The sequence below is a fragment of the Lentilitoribacter sp. EG35 genome (assembly GCF_040784015.1).
Lineage (GTDB): Bacteria > Pseudomonadota > Alphaproteobacteria > Rhizobiales > Rhizobiaceae > Lentilitoribacter.
In genome coordinates, this window is sequence record NZ_JBFNGQ010000008.1 from 163085 (window position 1) to 188987 (window position 25903).

Annotated in this window: 26 protein-coding genes; 10 read left to right on the plus strand and 16 right to left on the minus strand. The window is 44.0% G+C overall.

What is annotated here, in order from left to right; translation table 11 throughout:
• Positions 1-28 precede the first annotated feature (28 nt).
• The 7 genes from AB2J24_RS14630 to AB2J24_RS14660 are packed head-to-tail and all read right to left on the minus strand — an operon-like array spanning position 29 to position 6647.
• The gene (locus tag AB2J24_RS14630) at positions 29-1015 is read right to left on the minus strand and encodes an ABC transporter substrate-binding protein (protein WP_367385976.1); all 987 of its coding nucleotides are present in this window, start codon (positions 1013-1015) and stop codon (positions 29-31) included.
• A gap of 42 nt (positions 1016-1057) precedes the next feature.
• Complete coding sequence (locus AB2J24_RS14635) at positions 1058-1924, minus strand: ABC transporter permease (RefSeq protein ID WP_367385977.1); 867 nt, start codon at positions 1922-1924, stop codon at positions 1058-1060.
• Positions 1921-2808, minus strand: a complete 888-nt coding sequence (locus AB2J24_RS14640) for an ABC transporter permease (protein WP_367385978.1) — start codon at positions 2806-2808, stop codon at positions 1921-1923. The genes AB2J24_RS14635 and AB2J24_RS14640 overlap by 4 nt, the downstream gene beginning before the upstream one ends.
• A gap of 9 nt (positions 2809-2817) precedes the next feature.
• A complete protein-coding gene (locus AB2J24_RS14645; protein WP_162654679.1) occupies positions 2818-3594 on the minus strand; it encodes an ABC transporter ATP-binding protein in 777 nt (258 codons plus the stop codon).
• Between the two features lie 8 nt (positions 3595-3602).
• Positions 3603-5060 (minus strand): dihydropyrimidinase, encoded by a 1458-nt coding sequence (gene hydA, locus AB2J24_RS14650; RefSeq protein WP_420883660.1) that lies wholly within the window; start codon positions 5058-5060, stop codon positions 3603-3605.
• A gap of 14 nt (positions 5061-5074) precedes the next feature.
• Positions 5075-6325, minus strand: a complete 1251-nt coding sequence (locus tag AB2J24_RS14655) for a Zn-dependent hydrolase (RefSeq protein ID WP_367385979.1) — start codon at positions 6323-6325, stop codon at positions 5075-5077.
• A gap of 37 nt (positions 6326-6362) precedes the next feature.
• Positions 6363-6647: a hypothetical protein gene (locus AB2J24_RS14660; RefSeq protein WP_367385980.1), complete on the minus strand. Its 285-nt coding sequence runs from the start codon at positions 6645-6647 to the stop codon at positions 6363-6365.
• A gap of 176 nt (positions 6648-6823) precedes the next feature.
• Here AB2J24_RS14660 and AB2J24_RS14665 point away from each other — a divergent pair, with 176 nt between their 5' ends.
• Positions 6824-7471 carry a TetR/AcrR family transcriptional regulator gene (locus tag AB2J24_RS14665; RefSeq protein ID WP_162654682.1) on the plus strand — a complete coding sequence of 216 codons (648 nt, stop codon included), beginning with the start codon at positions 6824-6826 and terminating at the stop codon, positions 7469-7471.
• A gap of 24 nt (positions 7472-7495) precedes the next feature.
• Here AB2J24_RS14665 and AB2J24_RS14670 read toward each other — a convergent pair whose 3' ends face one another.
• From AB2J24_RS14670 to hppD, 8 genes are all read right to left on the minus strand, one after another.
• Entirely contained in the window at positions 7496-8596 is a 1101-nt protein-coding gene (locus AB2J24_RS14670) for a DUF1513 domain-containing protein (protein ID WP_367385981.1), read from the minus strand.
• A 2-nt stretch (positions 8597-8598) separates the two neighbouring features.
• A complete protein-coding gene (locus tag AB2J24_RS14675) occupies positions 8599-9675 on the minus strand; it encodes an imelysin family protein (protein ID WP_367385982.1) in 1077 nt (358 codons plus the stop codon).
• A complete protein-coding gene (locus tag AB2J24_RS14680; protein WP_367385983.1) occupies positions 9675-11204 on the minus strand; it encodes a di-heme oxidoredictase family protein in 1530 nt (509 codons plus the stop codon). Before AB2J24_RS14680 ends, AB2J24_RS14675 begins: the two co-directional genes overlap by 1 nt.
• Before the next feature lie 73 nt (positions 11205-11277).
• The gene (locus AB2J24_RS14685; protein WP_420883661.1) at positions 11278-12564 is read right to left on the minus strand and encodes an imelysin family protein; all 1287 of its coding nucleotides are present in this window, start codon (positions 12562-12564) and stop codon (positions 11278-11280) included.
• Between the two features lie 9 nt (positions 12565-12573).
• Entirely contained in the window at positions 12574-13071 is a 498-nt protein-coding gene (locus AB2J24_RS14690; protein WP_367385984.1) for a hypothetical protein, read from the minus strand.
• A 187-nt stretch (positions 13072-13258) separates the two neighbouring features.
• Positions 13259-14488, minus strand: coding sequence for an aromatic amino acid transaminase (locus AB2J24_RS14695; RefSeq protein WP_367385985.1), 1230 nt, complete (start codon positions 14486-14488; stop codon positions 13259-13261).
• Positions 14489-14547: 59 nt separating this feature from the next.
• A complete protein-coding gene (locus AB2J24_RS14700; RefSeq protein WP_367385986.1) occupies positions 14548-14907 on the minus strand; it encodes a Rieske (2Fe-2S) protein in 360 nt (119 codons plus the stop codon).
• A 5-nt stretch (positions 14908-14912) separates the two neighbouring features.
• Entirely contained in the window at positions 14913-16016 is a 1104-nt protein-coding gene (gene hppD / locus AB2J24_RS14705; protein ID WP_367385987.1) for a 4-hydroxyphenylpyruvate dioxygenase, read from the minus strand.
• Between the two features lie 373 nt (positions 16017-16389).
• Here hppD and AB2J24_RS14710 point away from each other — a divergent pair, with 373 nt between their 5' ends.
• The 5 genes from AB2J24_RS14710 (at position 16390) to AB2J24_RS14730 (ending at position 20386) form a co-directional block, all read left to right on the plus strand.
• Entirely contained in the window at positions 16390-16770 is a 381-nt protein-coding gene (locus AB2J24_RS14710; RefSeq protein ID WP_210253526.1) for a MarR family winged helix-turn-helix transcriptional regulator, read from the plus strand.
• Positions 16771-16921: 151 nt separating this feature from the next.
• Complete coding sequence (gene hmgA, locus AB2J24_RS14715; protein ID WP_244627992.1) at positions 16922-18241, plus strand: homogentisate 1,2-dioxygenase; 1320 nt, start codon at positions 16922-16924, stop codon at positions 18239-18241.
• Positions 18242-18276: 35 nt separating this feature from the next.
• On the plus strand, positions 18277-19287 hold the full coding sequence (locus tag AB2J24_RS14720; RefSeq protein ID WP_162654693.1) for a fumarylacetoacetate hydrolase family protein: 1011 nt from the start codon (positions 18277-18279) through the stop codon (positions 19285-19287).
• Positions 19280-19918 carry a maleylacetoacetate isomerase gene (gene maiA / locus AB2J24_RS14725; RefSeq protein WP_367385988.1) on the plus strand — a complete coding sequence of 213 codons (639 nt, stop codon included), beginning with the start codon at positions 19280-19282 and terminating at the stop codon, positions 19916-19918. The genes AB2J24_RS14720 and maiA overlap by 8 nt, the downstream gene beginning before the upstream one ends.
• A gap of 24 nt (positions 19919-19942) precedes the next feature.
• On the plus strand, positions 19943-20386 hold the full coding sequence (locus tag AB2J24_RS14730; RefSeq protein ID WP_367385989.1) for a MarR family winged helix-turn-helix transcriptional regulator: 444 nt from the start codon (positions 19943-19945) through the stop codon (positions 20384-20386).
• Between the two features lie 48 nt (positions 20387-20434).
• Here AB2J24_RS14730 and AB2J24_RS14735 read toward each other — a convergent pair whose 3' ends face one another.
• Complete coding sequence (locus AB2J24_RS14735; RefSeq protein WP_367385990.1) at positions 20435-21655, minus strand: ROK family transcriptional regulator; 1221 nt, start codon at positions 21653-21655, stop codon at positions 20435-20437.
• Positions 21656-21906: 251 nt separating this feature from the next.
• Between AB2J24_RS14735 and AB2J24_RS14740 the strand changes: the two genes are divergently transcribed.
• The 4 genes from AB2J24_RS14740 to AB2J24_RS14755 all read left to right on the plus strand — a co-directional run bounded on the left by AB2J24_RS14740 (position 21907) and on the right by AB2J24_RS14755 (position 25498).
• Positions 21907-22935 carry a sugar ABC transporter substrate-binding protein gene (locus AB2J24_RS14740; protein ID WP_162654697.1) on the plus strand — a complete coding sequence of 343 codons (1029 nt, stop codon included), beginning with the start codon at positions 21907-21909 and terminating at the stop codon, positions 22933-22935.
• Positions 22936-23045: 110 nt separating this feature from the next.
• The gene (locus AB2J24_RS14745) at positions 23046-24107 is read left to right on the plus strand and encodes an ABC transporter permease (protein WP_162654698.1); all 1062 of its coding nucleotides are present in this window, start codon (positions 23046-23048) and stop codon (positions 24105-24107) included.
• 14 nt (positions 24108-24121) lie between these two features.
• Positions 24122-24886, plus strand: a complete 765-nt coding sequence (locus AB2J24_RS14750) for an ATP-binding cassette domain-containing protein (RefSeq protein WP_162654699.1) — start codon at positions 24122-24124, stop codon at positions 24884-24886.
• A gap of 6 nt (positions 24887-24892) precedes the next feature.
• The gene (locus AB2J24_RS14755) at positions 24893-25498 is read left to right on the plus strand and encodes a hypothetical protein (protein WP_367386013.1); all 606 of its coding nucleotides are present in this window, start codon (positions 24893-24895) and stop codon (positions 25496-25498) included.
• The last annotated feature ends 405 nt before the right edge of the window (positions 25499-25903 follow it).

The window sequence follows — 25903 nt, forward strand, 5'->3', positions numbered from 1 at the left end:
AGACCTAAGCTAATTTAGTCTTGTTCTATTAAAGCGCTTTATCAGTAATGACTGATGTCCAAGCACCTGTTGGTTCTTTGGTGATTACTGGATCGTCACCTGCTGACAACAGTGTTTCCACCGTACGCTTGTAATCATCTGCAGATAATGCGCCGTTTGAACCAGCGGTTAGCTTGGCAATTTCGCCCATCATACGTCTTTGATGTTTTTCAGTTTGCGCACCAGATGCATCATTCTCAAGAACAATATCTGCTGCTTCATCAGGATTTTCTTCAGCGTATTTCCAGCCTTTCATAGAAGCGCGAACGAAACGAACCATTTTGTCTTGGAACGCATCATCTTTGAGATTATCTTCAAGAACATAAATTCCATCTTCTAATGTAGAAACGCCTTGATCTTCATATTTGAAAGTTACGAGATCGTCCGCGGAAAGGCCTGCATCAATGATCTGCCAATATTCATTATATGTCATAGTAGATACGCAAGCTGCTTGCTTTTGCAGGATTGGATCAACGTTAAAGCCTTGTTTAAGAACTGTTACGCCACCATCACTGCCGTCTGTTTTCAGACCAAGCTTGCTCATCCAAGATAGGAATGGATATTCATTTCCGAAGAACCAGACACCTAATGTTTTACCTGCAAAGTCCGCCGGTGATGTGATGCCTGAATCTTTGCGACAAGTGAGCATCATGCCAGATGATTTAAATGGTTGCGCGATGTTAACAAGCGGCACACCTTTTTCGCGTGTTGCAAGCGCAGAAGGCATCCAATCAAGAACAACATCAGCACCACCACCAGCTAAAACTTGTGCTGGAGCAATGTCTGGTCCGCCTGGCTTGATTTCAATATCGATGTCTTCAGCTTCATAAAAGCCCTTGTCTTTTGCGACATAATATCCGGCAAATTGAGCTTGAGTTACCCATTTGAGTTGAAGCGTCACTTTATCCGCGGCTAATGCGCTGTAAGCGGCCATAGACATAGCGCCTGCTAGAAGTACAGTTGTGAGTTTTTTCATATTATCTTTCCCGTTTTCCAAAAGTTGTACATGTCATTGATCTTAATTGTTTCCCGCTCTTATTGACGGGTGCCAAAAGGTGACTGCTCTCTCGATGAGTGCCACCAATCCGTAAAAGGCTGAACCTGCGAGCGCCGCGACGGCGATCTCGGCCCAAACCATGTCTACATTCATTCTACCGACTTCTGTCGAGATGCGAAATCCCATCCCAACAGTCGGTGTACCAAAGAATTCTGCTACAATTGCGCCAATAAGTGCAAGAGTTGAGCAAATTTTCAACGCGTTGAAAATAAATGGTGCAGCAGAAGGAAGGCGTAACTTTGTTAGTGTTTGCCACCATGTTGCTGCGTAAGTGTTCATCAAATCGCGTTCCATATTACTGGATGCTGCAAGGCCTTGAACAGTGTTTACCAGCATTGGAAAGAACGTCATGATCACGACGACGGCAGCTTTTGAGTGCCAGTCAAACCCATACCACATGACCATGATTGGCGCGACACCAACTATCGGTAACGCAGAAACGAAGTTGCCAAGCGGTAATAATCCGCGTTGTAAAAATGGTGAGCGGTCAATCAATAAAGCTACGATGAAACCGGATCCGCATCCAAGAACATAGCCCGCAAGAACAGCTTTCAAAAATGTTTGCTGAAAATCCGCCCAAAGTGTTGGGATGGAACTTGCAAATCTTGTACCGATCATAGATGGCGGTGGTAACAATACTGTTGGCACATTTAAGCCACGTACGATAAGTTCCCACATTACAAAGATCGTGACACCAAATATAATTGGCACAAGGAGGTTGATGGTACGTGCGAGCGCCAGGTTCGTTCCTGTTGGGATCGCAACAAGGCGCTGGTTTATGAACCATGCGATAAGCCAAAACCCAAAAGCTGCGACGACTAAACTCATGATGTAGCTCCTTCAGGCTTTTGCCCCATACGTTTTAAAACATGGTTATGAGCAACACCGACAAGTATGACCAAGACGGCGGCAAGAGCTGCGGCCATAAATAAGGCAGACCAGATTTGAACAGTTTGACCGTAGTAAGAACCAGCAAGCAACCTTGCGCCAAGACCAGCAACGGCACCTGTTGGCATTTCACCAACAATTGCACCTACAAGTGATATTGCCACTGCAATTTTCAATGACGTAAATAGATACGGCATGGACGACGGCCAGCGAAGCTTCCAGAATGTTTGTGCATTTGATGCGTGATACGTATGCATAAGATCAAGTTCACTGCTGCTCGGCGAGCGAAGCCCTTTAACCATTCCAACCACGACAGGGAAGAATGAAAGATAAGTCGAGATCAAAGCTTTTGGCAAAAGGCCTGAAATCCCTGCTGCATTCAGCACGACGATAATCATAGGTGCGATGGCGAGAATGGGGATCGTTTGGGATGTAATAACCCAGGGCATGACAGATTTATCCATCGCCTTATTATGAACGATGCCGACTGCCAGTGAAATCCCTAATGCAGTTCCGATGACGAAACCAAGCAATGTCGCAGAAAGAGTAATCCATGCATGGTAGACGAGTGATCGTTTGGATGTGATTTTTTTCAGCACAGTCGTTTTGTAAATCTCCTCAAAAACTTGATGAGGTGACGGTAAAACAGGGCGTTCTTGTGCCATAGTTAAAGGGATCAGTTCCGAGAAACTTGGTGCAGTACGACCTTGACGTTCTGCTTGATCATACTCAAAAGGCGCATTCATCCAGACAACACAGGCATACCAAATCATCACGATAATCGTGAGGATTGTTAATACCGGTATAGTTTTGCCTTTATTCATCGTATGCCCTCATTCCTCATAGGAATGCCCCGCTCTTAAGCCTTCACGTACACGGTGAGCTATTTTGAGGAACTCTTCACTTTCGCGAATTTCCAAAGGTCGTTCTTTTGGCAAAGTTGAATCGATTACATCAGTAACGCGACCGGGGCGGGGTGACATGACGACGATCTTTGTTGAGAGATAGACCGCTTCAGGTATGGAGTGCGTTACAAAGCAAATTGTCTTATTTGTATTTGCCCAAAGTTTGAGAAGTTGTTCATTGAGGTGATCACGCACAATCTCATCTAATGCGCCAAAAGGCTCGTCCATTAAAAGAAGATCAGCATCAAAAGCTAAAGCACGGGCAATGGACGCACGTTGCTGCATGCCACCAGATAGTTGCCAAGGGTATTTTTTTCCAAAATTTGCCAAATCAACAAGCTGTAGAACGCGATCAATTCGCTCCTTTTGCTCGGCTCCCGAAAGCCCCATTATCTCGAGTGGGACCGCAATGTTTTTTTCAATTGTTCGCCAAGGTAGAAGAGATGCAGCTTGAAAAACGTAACCATAGGCACGTTGCATTCGGGCTTCTTCAGGTGACATACCATTTACGGTTACGGTTCCACCTGTTGGTTTTTCTAAATCAGCGATCACACGTAAAAATGTTGTCTTGCCACAGCCTGATGGACCGATAAATGATATGAAATCGCCTTGTTCAACATCCAAATTTACATCGGATAGGGCATGAACGGGACCATCATTTGTCTGGAATGTCAGGTCAAGATTTTTAGCTGAAACAATTGTCATAAACTAGATCAAACCCCAGTTGCTGGAATACCGGTGCGTTGCACTGGCATCGGGTTGGTCAATTCTTTCCACGTAGAAAGCGCTTTATTGACTGTGCCATTTGGTTGGCGTTTGACGAACTCGCCGTGGCCTTCCTGTGTTTTAATTTCGCTATCAGCTACTGAAACATGACCACGAGATAAAGTGTAACGCGGCAGGCCTTTAACTTGCTTACCTTCAAATACATTATAATCAATGGCTGATTGTTGTGTTGAAGCTGCAATGGTTTTCGATTTTTCTGGGTCCCAGACGACAAGATCGGCATCGGCACCCACAAGGACGGCACCCTTCTTCGGGTACATATTCATGATTTTGGCAATGTTGGTTGATGTAACCGCAACAAATTCATTCATGGTTAGACGTCCCGTAGAAACGCCATAAGTCCAAAGCATTGGCATACGATCTTCCAGGCCACCTGTGCCGTTTGGAATTTTTGTAAAGTCACCAACGCCAGAGCGTTTTTGATCCGTTGTAAAGGCACAATGATCTGTCGCGACAACAGATAGTGAGCCAGATTGCAGGCCAGCCCAGAGCGAATCTTGGTGGTGTTTGTTACGGAACGGCGGGGACATGACGCGACGCGCAGCATGGTCCCAATCTTTGTTAAAATATTCGCTTTCATCAAGTGTGAGGTGCTGGATAAGTGGTTCACCCCAAACACGTTTACCTTGTTGGCGAGCACGGCGAATAGCTTCGTGACTGTCCTCGCAAGATGTGTGAACCACGTAAAGCGGTGCGCCAGTCATATCTGCAATCATGATCGCGCGGTTTGTGGCTTCGCCTTCTACTTGCGGTGGACGAGAATAAGCATGTGCTTCTGGTCCATTATTGCCATCGGCTAGAAGTTTGGCTGATAACTCGGCGACAACATCACCATTTTCTGCATGGACCATTGGGATGGCGCCAAGTTCTGCGCAGCGGGAGAATGATGAATAAAGCTCATCATCATTGACCATCAATGCACCTTTATAGGCCAAGAAATGCTTGAATGTGTTGATGCCTTTGTCTTTGACAATGGTTTCCATTTCATTGAAAACTTGCTCACCCCACCACGTGATCGCCATATGGAATGAATAATCGCAATTCGCGCGTGTTGATTTGTTATCCCACATCTGTAGCGCTTCGAGCAGAGATTGTCCGGGGGCAGGAAGGGCAAAGTCGACGACCATTGTTGTGCCACCCGATAATGCTGCGCGTGTACCGCTTTCAAAATCATCAGAGGAGTAAGTGCCCATAAATGGCATCTCAAGATGCGTATGGGGGTCAATGCCGCCCGGCATGATGTAACAGCCAGTTGCATCCAGTTCGTCGCCACCAGAAAGATTTGGACCAATTGCTGAGATAATACCATTTTCGATCTGAACATCAGCCTTATAGGTCAGATCGGCTGTTACAACAGTTCCGTTTTTAATAGTTGTCATGCTCATGCGGACTTCTCCTTCTAAGAAACAATTTCGGCTGTTTCGACAACGGCATGAAACAACACTTCGGCGCCTGCTGTCGACCATTCCTGCGAAATTTCTTCTGCTTCATTGTGGCTCAGGCCATCTACGCACGGGCACATAACCATAGCTGTTGGTGCACAGCGGTTAATCCAGCAAGCATCATGACCTGCGCCAGAGATAAGGTTGCGGTGTGAATAGCCCAAACGCTCAGCAGCGTTTCTAACAGCGGTAACGCAATTTTCATCAAATGCAACAGGGTCAAAGCCACCGACTTTTTCGATTTCGATATCAAGGCCCATTTCGCCGCAGATCTGTTTTGCGCCAATGTCGAGACGTTTTTCCATATCTTTGATCACATCAAGATTTGGCGAGCGAAAATCAACCGTGAAAACAACTTTGCCTGGAATAACGTTGCGTGAATTCGGATAGACATCTATGTGGCCTGCTGCACCAACGGCATCGGGCTTATGGCTCCATGCAATTTCATCAACCAAATTAAGAACGCGCGCCATGCCAAGGCCAGCATTTTTGCGCATTGGCATTGGTGTGGAGCCCGTATGGCTTTCTTTACCAGTGATGGTAACTTGCGTCCAAGACAGGCCCTGGCCGTGTGTTACGACACCAATGTCGATGCCTTCTGCCTCCAGAATTGGTCCTTGCTCGATATGAAGTTCAAAGAATGCATGCATGTCGCGCATGCCGACTTCCTCGTCACCTTTCCAACCGATACGTGCCAATTCATCACCGAATGTTTTGCCCTCTGCATCTTCTTTTGCATAAGCCTCATCTTGGGTGAATTGCTTGGCAAATACGCCGGATGCCATCATGGCTGGTGCAAAGCGTGTACCTTCTTCATTGGTCCAATTGGTGACAACAATCGGATGTTTGGTCTGGATGTTGAGATCATTTAGTGTGCGAACTACTTCCAATCCCGCCAAGACCCCGAGTACGCCGTCATACCTGCCGCCTGTGGGCTGTGTATCGAGGTGAGAACCGACATAGACGGGGAGCGCATCTGGATCAGTGCCTTCACGGCGCATGAACATTGTTCCCATTTGATCAACACCCATCGTCATGCCTGCATCTTCGCACCATTTTTGAAATAATGCTCTACCTTCAGCGTCTTCATCTGTGACGGTTTGACGGTTTGAGCCACCTGCAATGCCCGGTCCAATTTGCGCGATTGAATGAATTGATTCCCAAAGTCTATCGCCATTGATACGAAGGTTTTCACCCGGTGCTGTCATGTCAGTGTCTCCAAGGTCGGTCTGTAAATTATTCAGCTTAAAAGTTATGTCCTATGAATTTCCCTCTAGGAATTAAGAAAAATGTAATGGCCACATTATTTCTAATTTCGTCGAACCCGCGTCGAAACATCATTTTTATAGGAGTATCTAAAGAAACATATTCGGTGCTAGATCTAGATATAGAAAATTTGACAGCCAAAGCTAGAACATATTTGTTGAAGCTGCCTAGCTCAACCTCAATGTAATTATCAATATCGCGAGCGGTATTGTTATCTTTTGCAAAGATCGTTGTGCCGTTTTTGTGTTCATGCTTGTCGATCATATCGACCCTCCCAAGCCTCTATTGATCTAATACAAGAACATTCTGCACGATCGGTCAAGTTTTTTTTGACTCAAGTAAGTAATTGCTTTACTTGACTAAAATAGTCATGTTTATTCTTCTGGTAATCGCTATAGATAGTAAGCTAAGATTCGAAAACAGATTTGGAATGAGACCGTATGTACGTAAATGAAACTAAATCGCAGACAAGGCAGCGTAACATCGCAAATATTTTGCAAGCTGCGGAAAAGATCTTTGCAATCTCAGGATATAAAGGTGCTTCACTTAGCGTAATTGCAGAAGAGGCAGGCGTTCCGAAGTCCAATATTATTTACTATTTTGAATCTAAAGAAGGGCTTTATAATCGTTTGATGGAAGATATTTGTAGCCTTTGGTTACAGGCTTCTAATGAAATGGATGATACAGATAATCCCGCAGGTGCTCTAACATCATACATCCATGAAAAAATGGATTCGGCTCGTGAGCGTCCATATGGTTCCAAGGTTTGGGCAAATGAAATTATACACGGAGCTCCCTTTATTGGACCCTATATAGAAGGTCCACTCAAAGAGTGGACGGCATCTCGCGAATCAATTTTGCGCCGTTGGATGAGTGAGGGTTATTTGAAAGAAAACAATCCTAAAACTATTCTTTATATGATTTGGTCAACGACGCAGCACTATGCCGATTTTTCATGTCAGATTGAGGCATTGAACAATGATAATTCATTGAGTGATGAGCAGTGGGTCGAGGCGAAGAATACCGTCACTGAGATTATATTGCGAGGAATTGGGATGACTGGCCCTCATGATGAAAGCTCTGAGTGACGGTAGAATGCCAGTAACTGATTATTAGATGATCTGATTTGAAGACAAGTGATTGTCGAAAGCAAAACCATATTGTTTCGAAAGCGGCTGAGATGACATCAATATACCACCCTCGGAACTACTAAGAAGGTTGTTGCTTTGATACGTAACACCGTTTCCATTTTTCAGTTTTATCACTGATAGTAGTGAGCCATTAGTCGTATCGAAAATTCCCGTAACACCTCTCACTGGTGATGAAACAGCAACTTGTTTTAAGGTTCGATCGACGGCTAATGATCCGGTATAGTTTGCAAATATGTCTAGATCATCTTTAGCAAGGCGCCAAAATTTCAAACCTTCGTCAAACTTGCAAGTTCCGATCAGTTGTGGCCTATCTTGTTTTGACCCTTGATATTGCCCACCAAATACAATTGTATCATTGGTAATTTGCACCATATGACGGAGAGATAATTTATTTAGGCTATCTGGCAGCAGATGCCGTTCCAGCAATGAGCCATCTGTAATATCGATAAATGCGATAGATGATTGCATTGTTGCCAAGTTTAGTTTTGCGCGTCCGAAATCTGGATGTGTTTCAATACCGCCATTAGCAACCACAAGTGTTTTTCCATCTTCCAAAAGAAGGATTTCATGAGGACCAATGCCGAAGCTGTCGAATTCTCCAACTCTCTTGAATTTTGAAGTCGCGTCATAGATGCCAATTTTCCCAATTGCATTCTCAAAATCATTTTCACTCGCATAGAGCAGTTTGCCGTTTTTGGAGAATACACCGTGTCCATAAAAATGGCGTCCAGTAGGTGCCATTATAATCATGGGTTCGGATGTTTGTGAGGTATTGAAGATCACCGCGAAGTTTCCCGGACGTCGGGCAAATGCCACCGCTTTATGAGCGGTTGGAGAGAAGACAATATCATGTCCTCGATCTGGTAGTGATATATGTTTTACCAGATCGAGATTATGATCGAGTAACACCGCCCCATAATGTCCGTCACGGTGCTTGACACAAGATGCTAACAGACTGTCGGATTGATCGACTTTTTCTTTTGCTTGGCTATTTATGGTTGATATAAACAGGCTACCCGCGCCTGCAAGGAAATGTCGTCTATCAAGTTCAAATAATCCCATGACTAGTCACCGTCTGAGAATGAAAAACCGGAACTTAGACCCAACTCTTGTGCAAATTGCTGATCGATACGGTCAATTGCAAATGTGAGACTGGTCCCGAAATACACCAGTTTTTTGCGAAGCGCTGGATCTTTGAGGGCTTCAAGTAATGGTCCTTCAATTGCGTTGATGGCTTTTTTGTTTTGTTTTAGTTCGAATTCGATCTGATCAGCAATGCGGCTGTTTTTGCCAACCAGTGAATATAGTCCACCATCGCGTAGCAGCGAGTGGACAAATTCAAGATTGGCCTTCATCATGGAAAGTGTGTTTTCCGAACGCCAGAACAATGCTGATTTTGGACGATCTCTTTGTTGTTCCTCGCGTAAAAATGCTTTCAGGCGAATGTCTTTTATTGCTTCTAATCCATGAACAACGGTGCCTAAAAGCTCAATAACTGCCTCTTGATCATTGATGAAAACAGAATTTTTTTGCCCGGTATTGATCCATTGCTCCGAATACTCGCTATTCCATTTGGTTTGTAATTCTGTGGCTATAGAATGAAGGTTATTTGTAACGCTGGCTGCAAATTGACAGCGGAATGAATTTACTTTCGTAGAAAGCTCTGAGTGCCCAGTGCCAAATAATAAAAACTCCAAAGCACCTAAACCCTGAACCGCAACACTCTTTTGGTCAATGATATCCGGTGCAATTGTGGCCAAATCACCTTTAGCAACTAGCCTTTGTACCTGTTTGAGCCCTGTACTTTTTCTATCTGGATAAAAGAGAACGCGTTCCAGTCGATTCTTGTCCATGACCGGGCCAGATCGAAATAGTTCAATACTTGCCCACGAATGTGCCGTTGTTGTAAATTGGTTCTGCGCAGTAGATAGAGCCGCATTATTGGGTGAAGTACATAGCTGAGAAACTTGGTTTTTTAAAAGCTCCGTCTGAGCCCCAAAATTTTGATAGGCTGGGCGCACGACATCCTCAATGGTCTGCCGCATGACAGATTTAACCTGGTCCGTCGTGGGTGCCGCAATAGCCTGTTGTGTGGTTAGCAATATCCCTAAAGACGCAACACATTTGACAAATATCTGCATCACAACGAAGCCAAGAATTTTATAAGATTATCCCGCGCTGATTTATCAAGCTCCAAGAATTTATTTTTCGCAGTTTCCGCTTCGCCACCATGCCAGACAATTGCTTCGGTAAGGTTCCTGGCGCGACCGTCATGCAAGAAAAAAGTATGATCATTGACGGTTTTAGTTAACCCAATTCCCCATAATGGTGGTGTGCGCCATTCCCGACCATTGGCAATGCCAACCTGTTGACCATCGGCCAACCCTTCGCCCATGTCATGTAGAAGCAAATCTGTGTATGGCCATATTAATTGGAATTGATGTGCTTTGTTTTCTGCGTTTCGTGATGTCACATATTTGGGGCGATGACATGACGCGCAACCGAGATCGTAGAAATGCTTTTTACCAGTTAACACGTCCATATCTTCTGCATTGCGACGGGCTGGGACAGCCAGATTTTGAGAATAAAATGTTACAAGACTAAGGACTTCATCAGGAGCTTCCCCGACCCCAAGGCGTGCTTGTTCCCCATGAGGCATTGCCAAACATTGTGTTTGCGCATCCGTGCAGTCGCCATGGTTATTTGGCTTGTCAGGAGTTGAAATCCCAATGTCTCCTGCAAATGCACCTGCACTTTGTTGTCGTATCGTTGGCATTTCTGCTTTCCAGCCAAAACGGGCAAGAATTCGATTGCCGTTACCATCGCCAATGATTTGATATTTCCCTGAGATGCCATCATTGTTCTGATCATCTGGGTCAGCATTGTTAACAATATCACTTTCATGGATTGCCTCTAGAAGGCCAAGGCCAATCATCTGTGGGGTTACACGCGGTGATAATGTTGTATGTGGGTCAAGTGGGCCATAATTGAGATTAATCGCTTCATAACTCGGTTTGCGTAGTGTTATTGTTTCACCATCGGCAAAATTTTCAATAATATTCTCATAAGTGATTTTCATTTGGCCTTCGCCATCCAGTCCGGGCACGGCTAAATCTTGAAGTTGGCCGCCATATGTTGGATCTGGAAAGGTTGTTCGCACAAAGTCTTTGAGTTCTTGTTCTTCCAATTTTGTTGTTGGGGATTTTGCAAGGCGTAAAAACATAGATGTTGCATCTGTATCACCTTCCGGCGGATGCCCTCTGCCATCTTTTATGTGGCAGGACTGACAGGCTCGCGCATTGAAAAGTGGACCTAAGCCATCGGATGCCTGGGTTGATGATGGTGACGACACCCATAATTTGCGAAATAGTGCATTGCCGAGTTTGAAAGTTTCTTCTTCTTTGAATGTGATGTTGGTGGAGAAATGTGAAAATGCATCTCGGTTCACTTTTTTGATCGACGTGCCCGCACCGCCTTGTTTAACCTCAAAGTTCTCCGCTTTTGAAAAGTCGGTTGTTGGCTTTACAATTTCTTGAACACGGGCTCGATCTTTATCGGATAAGTCATCGCGTTCAACTGCAATTTGTGCATGAGCCGGAGTTGAAATGCAAAAAGCCGCAACGAAAATGTGCGGCAAACGGAAATAAGAATTTCTATTTTGATTGGGCATGCGCCTACGACCTTATTGTGGAAACAGGGAAGCACTATTGCTTCCCTGTTTGTTTAACAATTCAATTTCAATCCTACTGGAAAACTGAATTTGGGTTATCAAGACTGTCTGAACCTTCCAGTTCAATCGTGCCTAAATCTAATGATGTGATGACGCGTTCAATGGATTTTGTTTGATCGATCAATCCATCAATGGCTGCTTGTACAACTGCGTTACCTTCTTTGTTACCTTCGCCAATCATCTGGTCGTAGGCTTCAAGGTTAGTGCGATCAGCCATTGCCTGCATTGCCGTAATTGTTGCAGAAAGTTTTTCTTTCAGTTCTTCGGCAGTTGCTGCATCTTTATGCATTGCAAAGTCCAAGAGTGATGGACCTTCGACAATGGTTCCATCGATACGTGTGTATGTTCCTAGATAGACGTTCTGAATGCCGACAGCATCATAAAGATGGGAATTATGCGTGTTGTCAGAAAAGCAATCATGCTCTTCTTCTGGATCATTAAGCAAAAGACCAAGCTTCATACGCTCACCAGCCAGTTCGCCATAAGACAGCGAGCCCATACCAGTTAAAATTGTTGAGATGCCAGCGTTCGCATCTTGCTCAGAAAGAGCTAAACGAGCAGCGCCTTTTGTTGTCCAGTTGCCAACCATTTCTTCTAAATCAGCAATTAGGAGTTTGGACGCGGATGTTAAATATTCGCGGCGGCGATCACAATTTCCATTTGTACAATTTTCAACACTGAAATCAGTTGCAGGTCGTGCACCTGCGCCGGCACTAGTGCCGTTTAGATCTTGGCCCCAAAGCAAGAATTCTATTGCGTGATAACCTGTTGCAACATTTGCTTCAATGCCACCTGCTTCTTGCAATGTGTCAGATAAAAACTTCGGCGTGATGTTTGTTCCATCGATCATTTCGCCGTTGATCGAAATTTTCGCGTTTGCAATCACATTGGCCGTGTAGAGGTTATTTTCATCGCTTTCGGTTCCGTAACCTGCATCCACATAGTCAATGAGGCCTTCATCTAGTGGCCAGGCATTTACACGGCCTTCCCAGTCATCAACAATAGCATTGCCGAAACGATACACTTCAGTTTGCTGGTAAGGCACACGTGATGCAATCCACGCTTTTTTAGCAGCGTTTAGATTAACGTCGTTCGGCTTTGCAAGAAATGTTGCAATAGCTGTATCTAATGTTTTTGCAGTTGTAAGTGAATCTTCAAATTTGGCTAAAGCTATGTCTGCATAATGAGATACTACGGCTTCCGCTGAATGCTCATGTCCATCAGCAAATGCTGTTGTGGCCATTCCTGTGATGATAGATGTAGAAAGCACGAGAGAGAACGTGCGGGTATTAAGTTTCATGATATTCCCCTAATGGATTGAAACGTTTTGATGTGAGAGAAGTAATTGTTCGATTAAGCTCATTGGTATTGGTTGAAGTTTTTGATTGAGCGCTCGCAAAGTGATGGCATATCGTTCTGCGGCATGGGAAAGTTCCCAACAGCGAGAAGCGCATGTAAGTTGATTAAGACAAGTTTCTGCAACATGGTCATTCCCATTCTGGATAGCTGAGATGAGGCCTAAAATCAGACCTTCTTCACGTGTTACGGAATGTTGATCTGTTGGTTTGCTTCTAAGTGGACAGGATGCGCATTCTGACAGTGCATTCACGAATAGGATTAAAGCATCCAGAACTTCTTTTGCCTGAGAGATGTTGTCTAAATGCTTGGTGTGAAGTGCCCAACTTTCTTGAATATGGGTTTCTGAATGATGTCTATAGCCGTAAGACCAATTGCGATAACCGAACAAAACAAGTTGCTCGGCGGAGCACTCGAACCGACATGTTGATTCATGTAAATGGGTGGGCATTTTATTTTACTCCAATTGATTGGGTTAAAGGCCCAAACATTAAAGATGCAATTTATAAGTAGACTAATACAGTCATGTATAATTGCAAATATCAACTGGAGTCAATTAGGATAATTTAAAAACACAAATAAAACAATACTTTAGAATAATTCTAAAGTGGACTAAAATTGTATAGTTTAGGGTTTTGTTATCTATCTATATTTATATTCAATGCGTTGACGATATGTAGTGCCAGTTTATCAAGTCCACCATCTGGCCCATTATCTGGCAAACCTGCGATATTTATTCTACCATCACCAATGATATAAATTCCATATTCTGAACGCAGCCAATCGATTTGATCTGGACTAAGCGGAAGCCTTGAGAACATTCCGCGTTGGGTTGCCAAAAAGTCAAACTGATCTGAGTTTGAGTGAAGTCGAAGTGCTCGCGTCAGTGCTGTTCGTAGATCTAACATACGCGTCCGCATACTCTCCAGCTCTTGTTGCCAATCTGCTTTAAGTTCCTGATCTTCAAGTATCATTCGAACAGTTGCCGCACCATGGTTTGGGGGCATGGAGTAGTTTTGTCTTGCGGTGGATTTCATCAAACTTCCTGCTAAGTTTGCCTGTGCAGAGTTTCGGGATAAAATAATGGCGGCTCCAACGCGGTCGCAATAAACGCCAAAGTTCTTGGAACAACTTAATGCAATGGTCATTTCTGGGACTTGAGAGATAAGATATCGCAACCCGGCTACATCTTCTTCCAAGCCATCACCAAAGCCTTGATAAGCAATATCAACAAAGGGAAATAGATTGCGTGAAACGAGAACTTTGGAGAGTTCAATCCATTGTTCAAGAGTTAAATTTGCACCGGTTGGATTGTGGCAACAGCCGTGTAAGAGAATAATATCGCCTTCAGGTACCTTTTTAAGACATTCCATCATCGCATCAAATCGAACCAAACCTGTTTTGGTATCAAAATACGGATAAGCTTTAATCGTCAGGCCGCCGGCTTTTAGGATCGGTGCATGGTTTGCCCATGTTGGATCAGAAACCCATATTGTTGCATCAGTGCGATTACCAGCATGAGCACGTGCAGTTGATAAAACATCTGCAAGAATGCGAAGCGCACCAGACCCGCCGGGGGTCTGCATTGTCCACACGCGATCCGTGTCATAGTCTTCACCTAAAGCTGTTTGGGTAATTAGATGATTAAATATGCGATCACCGTCGAGACCCAAATACGCTTTGGTTTTTTGCTCGGTTAGTAATCTGTTTTGCGCTGTTTGAACCGAACGCATGATCGGCGTATTCCCACTTTCATCTTTGTAGATACCGACACCTAAGTCCAACTTATGACTTCGCGGGTCTTCGCGGTAAGCCGCGTTTAGAGCCAAAATTTTATCGGGTGCAGATGCGGGCAATGATTCAAACATTAAATTTCCGATTAACTGATTTTTTGATGGTGGTATGGATCTTTTTGTAATCTAGGTCTTCACTCTTCGATGACAATTCGATTGTTAATAACACGAACAGGCACGATATCAAGGTTGCAGCCAACACCCAATCCTTCAACGCCTTCACCCGTTTCGATATCGAAGCTTGCGCTGTGATTGGTGCAGCGTAGCATAGTTCCATCAGAAGAAAGCAGCTTATCACCTTTGTAATCAAGAGGCAGATATTGGTGCGGGCATGCGTTGACAAACACATGCAATCGTTCATTTTTCCGAACGATTAGGAGCGGAAATCCATCCAGATCTATTGTTAGTGTATTTTGATTTTCGACATCTGAGAAATTGCAGATATCAGTGCCGGATGCAGGCGCGTTGGGGTAATTTTTCCATGCATCCGACATCAGTTTTATTCGGCTGCCAAAACGCCGCGTTGAATTTGGTCTTCTTCAATAGATTCAAACAGTGCCTTGAAGTTGCCTTCACCGAAGCCATCGTCACCTTTGCGTTGAATGAATTCAAAGAAGATCGGACCGATTACGGTTTTGGAGAAAATTTGCAGCAGAATGCGCGTTGCACCTCCATTGACCACACCTTCGCCATCTATAAGAATGCCGTGTTTTTTCATGCGATCTAAAGGTTCTTCATGATCCTTCACACGGTCATGTGATTTTGCATAATAAAGATCAGGAGGTCCGGGCATGAACTTGACACCATTGGCTGCAAGCGTATCGGTACCTTGGTAAATATCGTTTGTGGCGATGGCGATATGCTGAATGCCTTCACCTTTATATTCCTTCAGGTATTCCTCAATCTGACTTGTATCGTCTGAACTTTCATTGATTGGAATACGAATTTTCCCGCAAGGTGATGTCAATGCGCGGCTGGTGAGGCCAGTAAGCTTACCTTTAATATCAAAGAATCGTATTTCTTTGAAGTTAAAGGCTTCGGCATAAAATTTATACCACGTATTCATATTACCTCGCATTACGTTATGCGTAAGGTGATCCAGATAGAAAAAACCTGCACCTTCTGGCTTAGGGTCGCGTTCAGATATCCAGTTATAGTCCTTATCATAAGGCGAGCGGCCTTCATCATATTCGTCTATGAAATACAATAGTGAACCACCGATGCCATAAACAGCTGGCGCATCTATGGTTTTATCAGAACCTGTATATTCTTCTGCGCCATAATCCTTAGCGCATTTTAACGCGTTTTGTGCGTCAACAACGCGCCAAGCCATAGATGGTGCGCAAGGGCCGTGTTCTTCAACAAACCGGGATGAGGGTGTGTTTGGTTCGCGATTGACGATGTAATTCACATCACCTTGACGAAATAATGAAATATCTTTTGTTTTGTGCCGAGCAACTTCGACAAACCCCATTGATTGAAACAATGGTTCAAGTTTGTCTTTTTCCGGATGGGCGAATTCTACAAATTCAAAACCATCGGTGCCTGCAATGTTTAGTTCATCAATTTTTGCTTTTGGAGCGTCGTGAGGAAATGGACCCATGATCTACACCTAATATTGTAAACGTGGATCCGTGCCCATCCAGCGCAAAAATAACGTTCCCGGCCCGCGGGTTGGTGATTGCTTCAAATGGTTTGTTGAGAAGCTAGATGAGATTAAATTAGCAAATAATCATGCGAAGTCAAGATTAATGATGTGAAATACATGTAACAATGTATTAAATTTTGCTTTAATCCATTCTTGTTGATGGTTACACATAAGATAGCCATTTGCATAACTCGCAGAATTATAGTGGATGACAAGGTATATTGAGGCCCCGGAAATGAATCTCACAAGTGATAATTTAAATAGGCAACTTGAAAAAGTTAAGAAACTGGAGTCGCTGAAAACTTTTCAATTGGCGCGGTTAAGCAAAATGCTTGAGCATCATGGGCAGTCTTTGATTGAGGATTCTAATATTAATCTTACCGGTTACCGCATGCTTGTTATCATTGATATTTTTGAGGAAATAACTCTGTCAGATCTCAGCCGCGTTATGCTTATCGACGGTGCACAAATAAGTCGGGCAGCTAAAGACCTTGTCGCGAAGAATTATATTGAATACCGCGCCGTTCCTGGCAATCAGAGAAAAAAATTCCTCGCTCATACTGCTGAAGGCTCAAAACTGTTGCAAATTTTAAAGCCCCGCTTTGCAAAGAGAGAAGCAGATATTGAGAAGATATTGAAAAATGAGGGGGTTCATGAGATGTGGACCGGGCTTAATCTCATAACAGATTTCATCTCGCAAGATTTATAGGCTAAACGCTGTATCTTGCACATGTAAATTCACTGTACACTTGGATAAGTTCCTGACGTCCATTCGATGATCGCCAAATTATATGAAAATGCTTGTACTTTACTAGTTACATTTGTTATAGTTACATATGCAACGAAATGAGGAAGCAGCTATGTCGCATTCGAATATAATGGAATATATGCCTGGATTTGGTAATGATTTTGAATCCGAAGCGCTGCCGAACGCGTTGCCGCAAGGGATGAACAGCCCGCAGAAGTGCGAATATGGTTTATATGCAGAACAGCTTTCCGGTACGGCATTTACAGCACCTCGTGGCCAAAATGAACGAACCTGGTGTTATCGCATCAGACCTTCGGTTAAACATACAGGCAAATTTAACAAAATTAATATGCCATATTGGAAATCGGCTCCGACTATTGAAGAGGATGTTATAAGTCTTGGTCAATATCGGTGGAATCCGGTTCCCCATGCTGAGCAAGATACAACATTTGTTACAGGTATGCGCACTATGACAACTGCTGGTGATGTGAACACCCAAGTTGGTATGGCTGCACATATTTACCTTGCCACGAAGTCGATGACGGACGAATATTTCTATTCCGCCGACAGCGAACTTCTCGTGATACCTCAAGAAGGGCGCCTGCGTTTTGCAACGGAGTTGGGGATTATTGATTTAGAGCCAAAGGAAATTGCAATTCTGCCAAGAGGACTTGTCTATCGCGTTGAAGTGCTTGAAGGTCCGGCGCGTGGATTTGTATGTGAGAATTATGGTCAGAAATTCGATATGCCTAATCGTGGTCCAATTGGAGCTAACTGTTTGGCAAATCCAAGAGATTTTAAAACGCCAGTTGCAGCATTTGAAGATCGAGATGTTGTTTCGAAAGTTATCGTAAAATGGTGTGGCCAATTTCATGAAACAACGATTGGCCATTCACCTTTAGATGTTGTTGCATGGCATGGTAATTATGCGCCGTGCAAATATGACCTACGAACATTTAGTCCGGTTGGGGCGATCTTGTTTGATCACCCAGATCCGTCAATTTTTACTGTTTTGACCGCGCCATCTGGTGTTGAAGGAACGGCAAATATTGATTTTGTTCTTTTCCGTGAACGTTGGATGGTTGCTGAAAACACGTTTCGCCCGCCATGGTATCATAAGAATATCATGTCGGAACTTATGGGTAATATTTATGGGATTTATGATGCCAAGCCTGAAGGATTTGTTCCAGGCGGGATGAGCTTGCATAACATGATGTTACCTCATGGTCCGGATGCTCCGGCATTTGAAGGTGCTACAAATGCAGAGTTGCAAGCTGAAAAACTAGATAATACGATGTCATTCATGATTGAAACTCGTTTCCCTCAACATCTAACTAAATTTGCCGCGCAAGAAGCGCCGATACAAGATACATATCAAGATTGCTGGAATGACATCGAGAAGAAATTTGATGGCACTCCGGGCACAAAATAAACCAGACATCTAAGAACACGATAGGATTTGTGAATATGAAACTAGCTACGTTAAAAAATGGTACCCGCGATGGTGTCCTTGTTGTCGTATCCAAAGATCTAACCCAGTGCACAACAGTTGGCCATATCGCGCCAACTCTGCAATCTGCCTTAGATAATTGGCAGACAGTTGCTCCGAGATTGGAGCGCGTTGCGCAAGGGCTAGAAACAGGCGGTCAACCTGTTCAGCGGTTCCATGAGAATGAAGCTATGTCGCCATTACCTCGCGCTTATCAATGGGCAGACGGGTCAGCCTATGTCAATCATGTCGAATTGGTTCGAAGAGCGCGAAATGCAGAAATGCCGCCTAGCTTTTGGACAGATCCTTTGATGTATCAGGGCGGTTCAGACACATTTTTATCTCCCCGCGACCCGATTTCAGCCATTGATGAAGCTCATGGCATTGATATGGAAGGTGAAGTGGCTGTTGTGGTTGATGACGTTGCCATGGGCGCAACACCGGAAGAAGCGGCAAAATCTATTCGTCTGATTATGCTTGTAAATGATGTTTCATTGCGGGGGTTAATTCCGGCTGAACTTGGCAAGGGGTTTGGCTTTTTCCAATCAAAGCCATCATCTGCATTTTCTCCAGTTGCGGTAACGCCAGAAGAATTAGGTGATGCTTGGAAAGATGGAAAAGTACATCTACCCTTATGCGTTGACTATAATGATGCACCATTTGGGCGCGCAGATGCGGGTGTTGATATGACATTTGATTTTGGGACTCTCATCGCACATGCTGCTAAAACTCGCCCGTTGGGTGCCGGTGCGATCATCGGATCAGGTACAGTTTCAAACAAGCTAGATGATGGACCGGGCACTCCGATCAAAGACGGTGGTGTCGGCTATTCCTGTATTGCTGAAATCCGCATGATTGAGACAATCAATGATGGCAAACCAAGTACGAGCTTTATGAAGTTTGGTGATACGGTTCGTATCGAAATGAAGGATCGTAATGGGGCATCCATCTTCGGCGCAATTGAGCAAGTTGTACAAAAATATGGGTGAGATCGTACTATATGATTACTGGCGTTCATCCGCCAGTTATCGGTTGCGTATTGCACTTAATCTTCTTGAATTGGATTATAAAACGGTCTCTGTTGATCTTTTAAAGAAGGATCATAAATCAGATGAACACCTGAGTAGAAACCCGCAAGGTCTGGTGCCTGTTCTCGACATTGATGGACAACAGTTTACGCAGTCACTTGCTATACTCGATTATTTACGCAAAACACGTGGGTTATTTTTATATTCGGAAGATGCTGCACAAAGAGCAAAGGTAACCGCACTTGCACACGTTTTGGCTGTTGATGTTCATCCTGTTTGTAATTTGGGTGTTGTTGCTCATGTTTCACAGATGTTGCCAGAGCAGGAAAATGTGCGGGAAGATTGGATGGAACATTTCATATCTAAAGGTTTATATGCCTTTGAATCTTTGTTATCCGACATAAAGTTGACGCCATTTATCGACGGCGGAAAGCCCGGCATTGCAGAAATCTGCCTCATCCCGCAGCTCTATAATGCAGATAGATGGAATGTAGATTACTCTGATTGTCCGAATATAATTAGCCTTGCAACTGCATGTGGGGAACTGGATGCTTTTGTTCGTGCTCAGCCGGAACAAGTTCACACTTCGTAATCGTATGATTTGGATTGAGAAAGCATGAAGAAATTAGGAATATCTGAATTTGAACTTAGTTCCTTCTTGCCATTTGAGCTTTATCAAGCTTCGGAAGTGTTAAGCCAATCCTTTGCTAAAATATATCGAGATCGATATGATATCACGCGAGATGAATGGCGTGTCTTTGCGCATCTAGGCCAAGGAGATATATTAAATTTTACCGAGATAAGTGAAGCCTCCAAACTCAATAAAACCACCGTGTCACGTGCTGTTTTCAAGCTCGAGAAGCGCAACTGGATATCTCGATCTTTCGACAGTCGGGATCGCAGAATTCAGTACCTTTCACTGACTGATCTTGGGACAAAAGTTTATAAAGAGCTGTCTGACGCCGCCTTGATTTTTAATCAGCACCTAATAGATCGGTTAGGTGAAGGTGATTATCGGACGGCTGTTTCCGCGTTGCAAAAACTTCAAAATCTCAATTGAATTCAGTATTTTAAGGGTGTCGTGACTTGGTGAAACACTCAGAAAACCTCAAGTCATTTCCTTGAATAGTACATTTTGATTAAGCAGGAACTTTGATAGTAACGGTTGGCAGGCGCCACCAATTACGCGTGCGTTATGCCCGACTATTCCCTCAAGAACATTTGGGCTATTCAGGCCGCGCGTATCAAGGCTTTCTAATTCTATCTTTATGGCCTCCACAATTCGATGTCGGATTTGTGAGGGAAATGCTCCGTCAATTATAGCGGCTTCAAAATCTATAACCGCGCATGATGCAACGATAGCTCTAGCCAGATGGCGCGCTGTGTTCTCAATCCAGTTATCTAAGAAGATTCCAAGACCGTCCCACGCTTTGGCAGAATGCCAAAGGGGTGAACGATCAATGCCTTCGGATTGAAGTTTTTTTTCTAATGTGAAAATCGAGGCGTGATCGATCAGCGTCGTAATCTTGCCATTTTCATCAATTGCCGGCATTGGTCCAAAGACGCCCGCATTGCCTGTACGGCCGGAATATACTGAGTGATTCAGAACAATGCCGCCACCAACGAATGTGCCGATAAAGAAATAAACGAAATCACTAAGCTCTAACCCGTGACCAAAAACGAGCTCTGCACCACATGCGGCTGTGGCATCGTTTTGTATGAATATCGGATATGAAAAGAGTGAAGATAACTCGACTTTGAAATCAAAGTTACGCCACGCGTCCATTTCATTTTGTGGCGCGTTTATTTTCTCCGCCCAATTCCAAAGCTCAAATGGCATTGAAACGCCAATTCCTGAAATTCTGCTTCGCTGTTTTGAGCTAAAATGCTGACATAATTGTTTAATGCCAGCGTCAGCAAATTTCAAAATGTCCTGTGGGAGGGGATATTGATAAGTGGATGTCAGTTTGCCTAGTTCTCTACCGAGAAAATCAACCAAAACTAAATCTGCACTTCGGCGGCCAATTTTCAAGCCAATTGAATATGCCCCATCAGGTTTAAGTGACATGGGAACAGAAGGTTGCCCGACTTTTCCTTTTTGTGGTGTGCCTTTTAAAAGTAACCCATCCTTCTCAAGGCTGCGCATAATCACAGATACGGTCTGAGGTGTTAATCCTGAGCGTTTTGCAATTTCTGATTTTGGAAGACTGCCATGGCGCCGCACGAGGGATAGAACGAGGCGCTCGTTGTAAGCGCGGACGCGCACCTGATTGGCTCCACCGCTTGGATCAGCTGCTTTTTGGATTGGTTGTTGTTCTACAAAAGACAATTTATTTCCTCATTCCAATTCTTATAAATACCCTGATACTTCTCGTCCAATCATTTGCTATGGTTTATTACTACTATTGCGCAGATCAATTAATAAATCAATTGGATTTATTAATTGACAAGTCGTATTTTGTTGTGTTTATTTGTGAAAAGGAAGAGCAGAATGATGACCTGCGGGCTGTCTAAATTTGTTCAATCCATCACGGCTGAAAGTGGTTTTTGGCCGGTTATGATTTTTCGGGAGGAATCGATATGAAAAAATCAATTATAAAGGCAAGTCTTGCTGCATTGGCACTTACAGCGATGTCTGCAACAAGTTCATTTGCAATGGATAAAGTTGGCGCGTGTTTGATTACTAAAACAGATACGAATCCATTCTTTGTTAAAATGAAAGAAGGTGCAACTGCGAAAGCTGAAGAGCTTGGCATCGAATTAAAATCATTTGCTGGTAAGGTTGATGGCGATCATGAAACTCAGGTTGCAGCGATTGAAACGTGTATTGCAGATGGTGCGAAAGGTATCCTTTTAACTGCATCTGATACATCTTCAATTGTAACGGCAGTTACTCAAGCCCGTGATGCTGGTCTTGTTGTTATTGCACTTGATACTCCGCTTGAGCCAATTGATTCAGCCGATGCTACATTTGCAACAGATAATTTCCTTGCTGGCGAACTTATCGGCCAATGGGCTGCTGCTAAACTTGGCATGGAAGCAAAGAACGCGAAGATTGCAATGCTTGATTTGGCTGTAAGCCAACCGTCTGTTGGCGTACTGCGTGATCAGGGCTTCCTCAAAGGTTTTGGTATCGATCTTGGCGATCCTAATAAATGGGGCGATGAAACAGATTCGCGCATCGTTGGCAATGATGTGACCGCAGGCAATGAAGAAGGTGGCCGTAAAGCCATGGAAAATCTTCTTGCAAAAGATCCAATGATCAATGTTGTTTACACAATTAATGAGCCTGCTGCTGCTGGTGCTTACGAAGCACTTAAATCAATTGGTCGTGAAAATGATGTTCTGATTGTGTCTGTTGATGGTGGGTGCCCGGGTGTTGCCAACGTTAAAGATGGTATCATCGGTGCAACATCGCAACAATATCCGTTGCTAATGGCATCTCTTGGTATTGAGGCAATTGCAGCATGGGCAAAAGATGGCACGAAGCCTGCGCCGACACCAGGAAAAGATTTCTTTGACACAGGTGTTGCATTGGTGACAGATCAAGCAGTTGATGGCGTTGAGTCAATTAATGTTCAGGAAGGCATGGATCGTTGCTGGGGCTAATTGCTCTTAAGTATATTATGTGATCATCTATAGGGCGGCCCGTTAACGCGAAAATAACAGGCCGTCCTAATTTTTGACCTAAATTTACCGAAATCACGATAGGTACCAACATGACTGAACCTCAAGATTTTGAAAAAGTTATTAAAGATAGCCCGCAGTCAGTTGCTGATTTCAGCGAAGACCATCAAGGGTTTGCCCATCGGTTGCATGTGTTTTTACATCAAACCCCATCTGCGGTACCCCTTATCGTACTTGTTATTTCTATAGCTATTTTTGGAATTTTATTGGGATCGAAATTTTTCTCCCCGTTTGCACTAACTTTGATCCTTCAGCAAGTTGCGATTGTCGGGATTGTTGGTGCTGCTCAATCCCTTGTGATTTTAACCGCCGGTATTGATCTATCCGTCGGTGCGATCATGGTTTTATCATCCGTCGTCATGGGGCAATTTACCTTTCGCTATGGTTTGCCTGTAGAAATTGCGGTCGCAGCTGGCCTGGCGGTAGGAACGATTTGCGGGTACATAAATGGTTGGTTGATCGCGGTGATGAAGCTTCCTCCATTTATTGTAACGCTTGGAATGTGGCAAATTATTCTTGCAACAAATTTCCTTTATTCCGCTAATGAAACTATCCGAAGTCAGGATATCGCCAAGAATGCTCAGTTGCTGCATTTCTTCGGTGAGAAAATTAAGGTCGGTGGCGCTGTCTTTACCTATGGCGTAATCTTCATGGTTCTGTTGATTATCCTGCTTGCTTATATGCTGAGGGAAACTGCCTGGGGACGGCATGTCTATGCCGTTGGTGATGATCCTGATGCGGCTGAACTCTCTGGCGTTCGGGTGAAACGCACGCTTATCTCGGTATATGCCCTTGCGGGTCTTATATGTGCCTTTGCGGGATGGGCACTTATCGGTCGCATTGGTTCTGTTTCCCCCACATCAGGGCAATTATCAAATATTGAATCTATCACGGCGGTGGTGATTGGTGGTATTTCACTCTTTGGTGGTAGAGGCTCCATTTTGGGTATGTTATTTGGCGCGCTCATAGTTGGTGTGTTCACTTTGGGGCTGAGACTTCTGGGCGCAGACGCACAATGGACTTACCTGCTTATAGGGGCTTTGATTATTGGTGCTGTAGCTCTGGATCAGTGGATCAGAAAGGTAGCAGGATGATGGGAGATAAGCATATGGAACCAATTCTCACCGGTCGTAATCTTGTCAAGCGATATGGCAAAGTAACAGCACTTGATCATTGTGATTTTGATCTGTATCCGGGTGAAATTCTTGCTGTTATCGGCGATAATGGTGCTGGTAAATCAACGCTTATTAAGGCTGTTTCAGGTGCTGTTACGCCAGATGAAGGCGAAATATTTCTTGATGGAAAATCGGTACATTTTACCTCCCCTATTCAGGGGCGGGAACATGGAATTGAAACGGTTTATCAAACGCTTGCCATGTCGCCTGCATTATCAATCGCTGATAATATGTTTATGGGCCGTGAATTGCGCAAGCCCGGCATTATGGGTGATTTATTCAGACGCCTTGACCGCAAGAAAATGGAAGAGATTGCACGGGAAAAGCTTTCTGAGTTGGGACTTTTAACAATCCAGAATATCAATCAGGCTGTTGAGACTTTATCTGGTGGGCAAAGACAAGGTGTTGCCGTTGCGCGTGCGGCGGCATTTGGTTCAAAAGTTATCATCATGGATGAACCGACGGCGGCGCTTGGTGTTAAAGAATCGCGAAAAGTCATGGAACTGATCCAAGATGTAAAATCAAAGGGCATCCCAATTGTGCTTATTTCACACAACATGCCACAGGTCTTTGAAGTTGCTGATCGAATTCATGTTCACAGACTTGGCAAACGTTTGTGCGTTATCAATCCGAAAGACTATACAATGTCGGATGCTGTTGCATTTATGACAGGTGCAAAAGAGCCAGAAATTGCTTAATTGAATATGGAACTTCCTGAGCTGAAATCACATATATTGGAGCTGGCAAAAGATAAACAGCGTTTTATAGTTGGCATTGCTGGACCACCAGCTTCGGGGAAGTCGACACTAGCTGAATCCCTTTGTCAGAATATTAATAATTCTGTTGTTGTTCCCATGGATGGATTTCATCTGCCTAACGATGTGTTGGAACAAAGGGGCATGCTTGAACGCAAAGGTGCACATTTCACATTTGATGCCGAGGGCTTTATCCAACTGGTAAGTCAAATCAGGAACACTGAAAAACTTGTCGAAGTTCCTGAATTTGACCGTTCTCAAGATGAAGTCGTGTTCAATAAGCTGACGGTAAGTTCTGAAAATAAAATCGTAATTATCGAAGGCAATTATCTTCTTTTAGATGAAGAGCCTTGGTCAGCGCTAAAGTCAATGTTTGATGTGAGCATATGCATTTCCCCACAATTGGAGGAGATAAAACGACGATTGCTAATGCGCTGGCTTGATCACGGATATTCTGAATCCGATGCCCTGCGAAAAGTTCAGTCAAATGACCTGCCCAACGCGCAATATATTCTCGAGCATTCTAGTACTTCAGACATTATGTTAAATGGTTAGAAGAACTTAAATCGAAGTGAGTGGTGACCCTCGACGGAGAAAGCTCGAACCAAATAAGAGAGTTATTTTATGAATTGTCCCGCTGGGATGATATCCTGAAAGATACCAGCTTGGGGCCTAAACCGCCGTCACCTTGATCATTGTTATCCCGTTCTTTCGTCAGGAAACCTCTATTTTAGAAACATGACGAATATATTTTCTAGTTGTTCAAAACCAAATTACCAAAATGTGAACCGTAAGCTGGCAAAAGTCAGCACTGTTCACCCAATTCACCTTAACTAATGAAAAGACCAATAGCCCCCGTAGTGCAATCTGCGGGATGGGCTTTGGCACATTTCCATTATGACAAAACCTGAAACACACAAGTGCCGCAAGGTCTGTGCACCTGTATCTGTGTGGCATCGT

Excerpts from the sequence above, each read along its gene's own strand:
- AB2J24_RS14680 (WP_367385983.1), bottom strand. The coding sequence starts at position 11,204 with ATGCCCAATCAAAATAGAAATTCTTATTTCCGTTTGCCGCACATTTTC.
- AB2J24_RS14640 (WP_367385978.1), bottom strand. The coding sequence starts at position 2,808 with ATGAATAAAGGCAAAACTATACCGGTATTAACAATCCTCACGATTATC.
- AB2J24_RS14740 (WP_162654697.1), top strand. The coding sequence starts at position 21,907 with ATGAAAAAATCAATTATAAAGGCAAGTCTTGCTGCATTGGCACTTACA.
- AB2J24_RS14635 (WP_367385977.1), bottom strand. The coding sequence starts at position 1,924 with ATGAGTTTAGTCGTCGCAGCTTTTGGGTTTTGGCTTATCGCATGGTTC.
- AB2J24_RS14655 (WP_367385979.1), bottom strand. The coding sequence starts at position 6,325 with ATGACAGCACCGGGTGAAAACCTTCGTATCAATGGCGATAGACTTTGG.
- AB2J24_RS14700 (WP_367385986.1), bottom strand. The coding sequence starts at position 14,907 with ATGTCGGATGCATGGAAAAATTACCCCAACGCGCCTGCATCCGGCACT.
- AB2J24_RS14720 (WP_162654693.1), top strand. The coding sequence starts at position 18,277 with ATGAAACTAGCTACGTTAAAAAATGGTACCCGCGATGGTGTCCTTGTT.
- AB2J24_RS14665 (WP_162654682.1), top strand. The coding sequence starts at position 6,824 with ATGTACGTAAATGAAACTAAATCGCAGACAAGGCAGCGTAACATCGCA.
- AB2J24_RS14695 (WP_367385985.1), bottom strand. The coding sequence starts at position 14,488 with ATGTTTGAATCATTGCCCGCATCTGCACCCGATAAAATTTTGGCTCTA.
- hmgA (WP_244627992.1), top strand. The coding sequence starts at position 16,922 with ATGTCGCATTCGAATATAATGGAATATATGCCTGGATTTGGTAATGAT.
- AB2J24_RS14745 (WP_162654698.1), top strand. The coding sequence starts at position 23,046 with ATGACTGAACCTCAAGATTTTGAAAAAGTTATTAAAGATAGCCCGCAG.
- AB2J24_RS14750 (WP_162654699.1), top strand. The coding sequence starts at position 24,122 with ATGGAACCAATTCTCACCGGTCGTAATCTTGTCAAGCGATATGGCAAA.
- AB2J24_RS14710 (WP_210253526.1), top strand. The coding sequence starts at position 16,390 with ATGCTTGAGCATCATGGGCAGTCTTTGATTGAGGATTCTAATATTAAT.
- AB2J24_RS14690 (WP_367385984.1), bottom strand. The coding sequence starts at position 13,071 with ATGCCCACCCATTTACATGAATCAACATGTCGGTTCGAGTGCTCCGCC.
- AB2J24_RS14660 (WP_367385980.1), bottom strand. The coding sequence starts at position 6,647 with ATGATCGACAAGCATGAACACAAAAACGGCACAACGATCTTTGCAAAA.
- hppD (WP_367385987.1), bottom strand. The coding sequence starts at position 16,016 with ATGGGTCCATTTCCTCACGACGCTCCAAAAGCAAAAATTGATGAACTA.
- AB2J24_RS14630 (WP_367385976.1), bottom strand. The coding sequence starts at position 1,015 with ATGAAAAAACTCACAACTGTACTTCTAGCAGGCGCTATGTCTATGGCC.
- AB2J24_RS14645 (WP_162654679.1), bottom strand. The coding sequence starts at position 3,594 with ATGACAATTGTTTCAGCTAAAAATCTTGACCTGACATTCCAGACAAAT.
- AB2J24_RS14755 (WP_367386013.1), top strand. The coding sequence starts at position 24,893 with ATGGAACTTCCTGAGCTGAAATCACATATATTGGAGCTGGCAAAAGAT.
- AB2J24_RS14730 (WP_367385989.1), top strand. The coding sequence starts at position 19,943 with ATGAAGAAATTAGGAATATCTGAATTTGAACTTAGTTCCTTCTTGCCA.
- hydA (WP_420883660.1), bottom strand. The coding sequence starts at position 5,060 with ATGAGCATGACAACTATTAAAAACGGAACTGTTGTAACAGCCGATCTG.
- AB2J24_RS14675 (WP_367385982.1), bottom strand. The coding sequence starts at position 9,675 with ATGCAGATATTTGTCAAATGTGTTGCGTCTTTAGGGATATTGCTAACC.
- maiA (WP_367385988.1), top strand. The coding sequence starts at position 19,280 with ATGGGTGAGATCGTACTATATGATTACTGGCGTTCATCCGCCAGTTAT.
- AB2J24_RS14685 (WP_420883661.1), bottom strand. The coding sequence starts at position 12,564 with ATGAAACTTAATACCCGCACGTTCTCTCTCGTGCTTTCTACATCTATC.
- AB2J24_RS14670 (WP_367385981.1), bottom strand. The coding sequence starts at position 8,596 with ATGGGATTATTTGAACTTGATAGACGACATTTCCTTGCAGGCGCGGGT.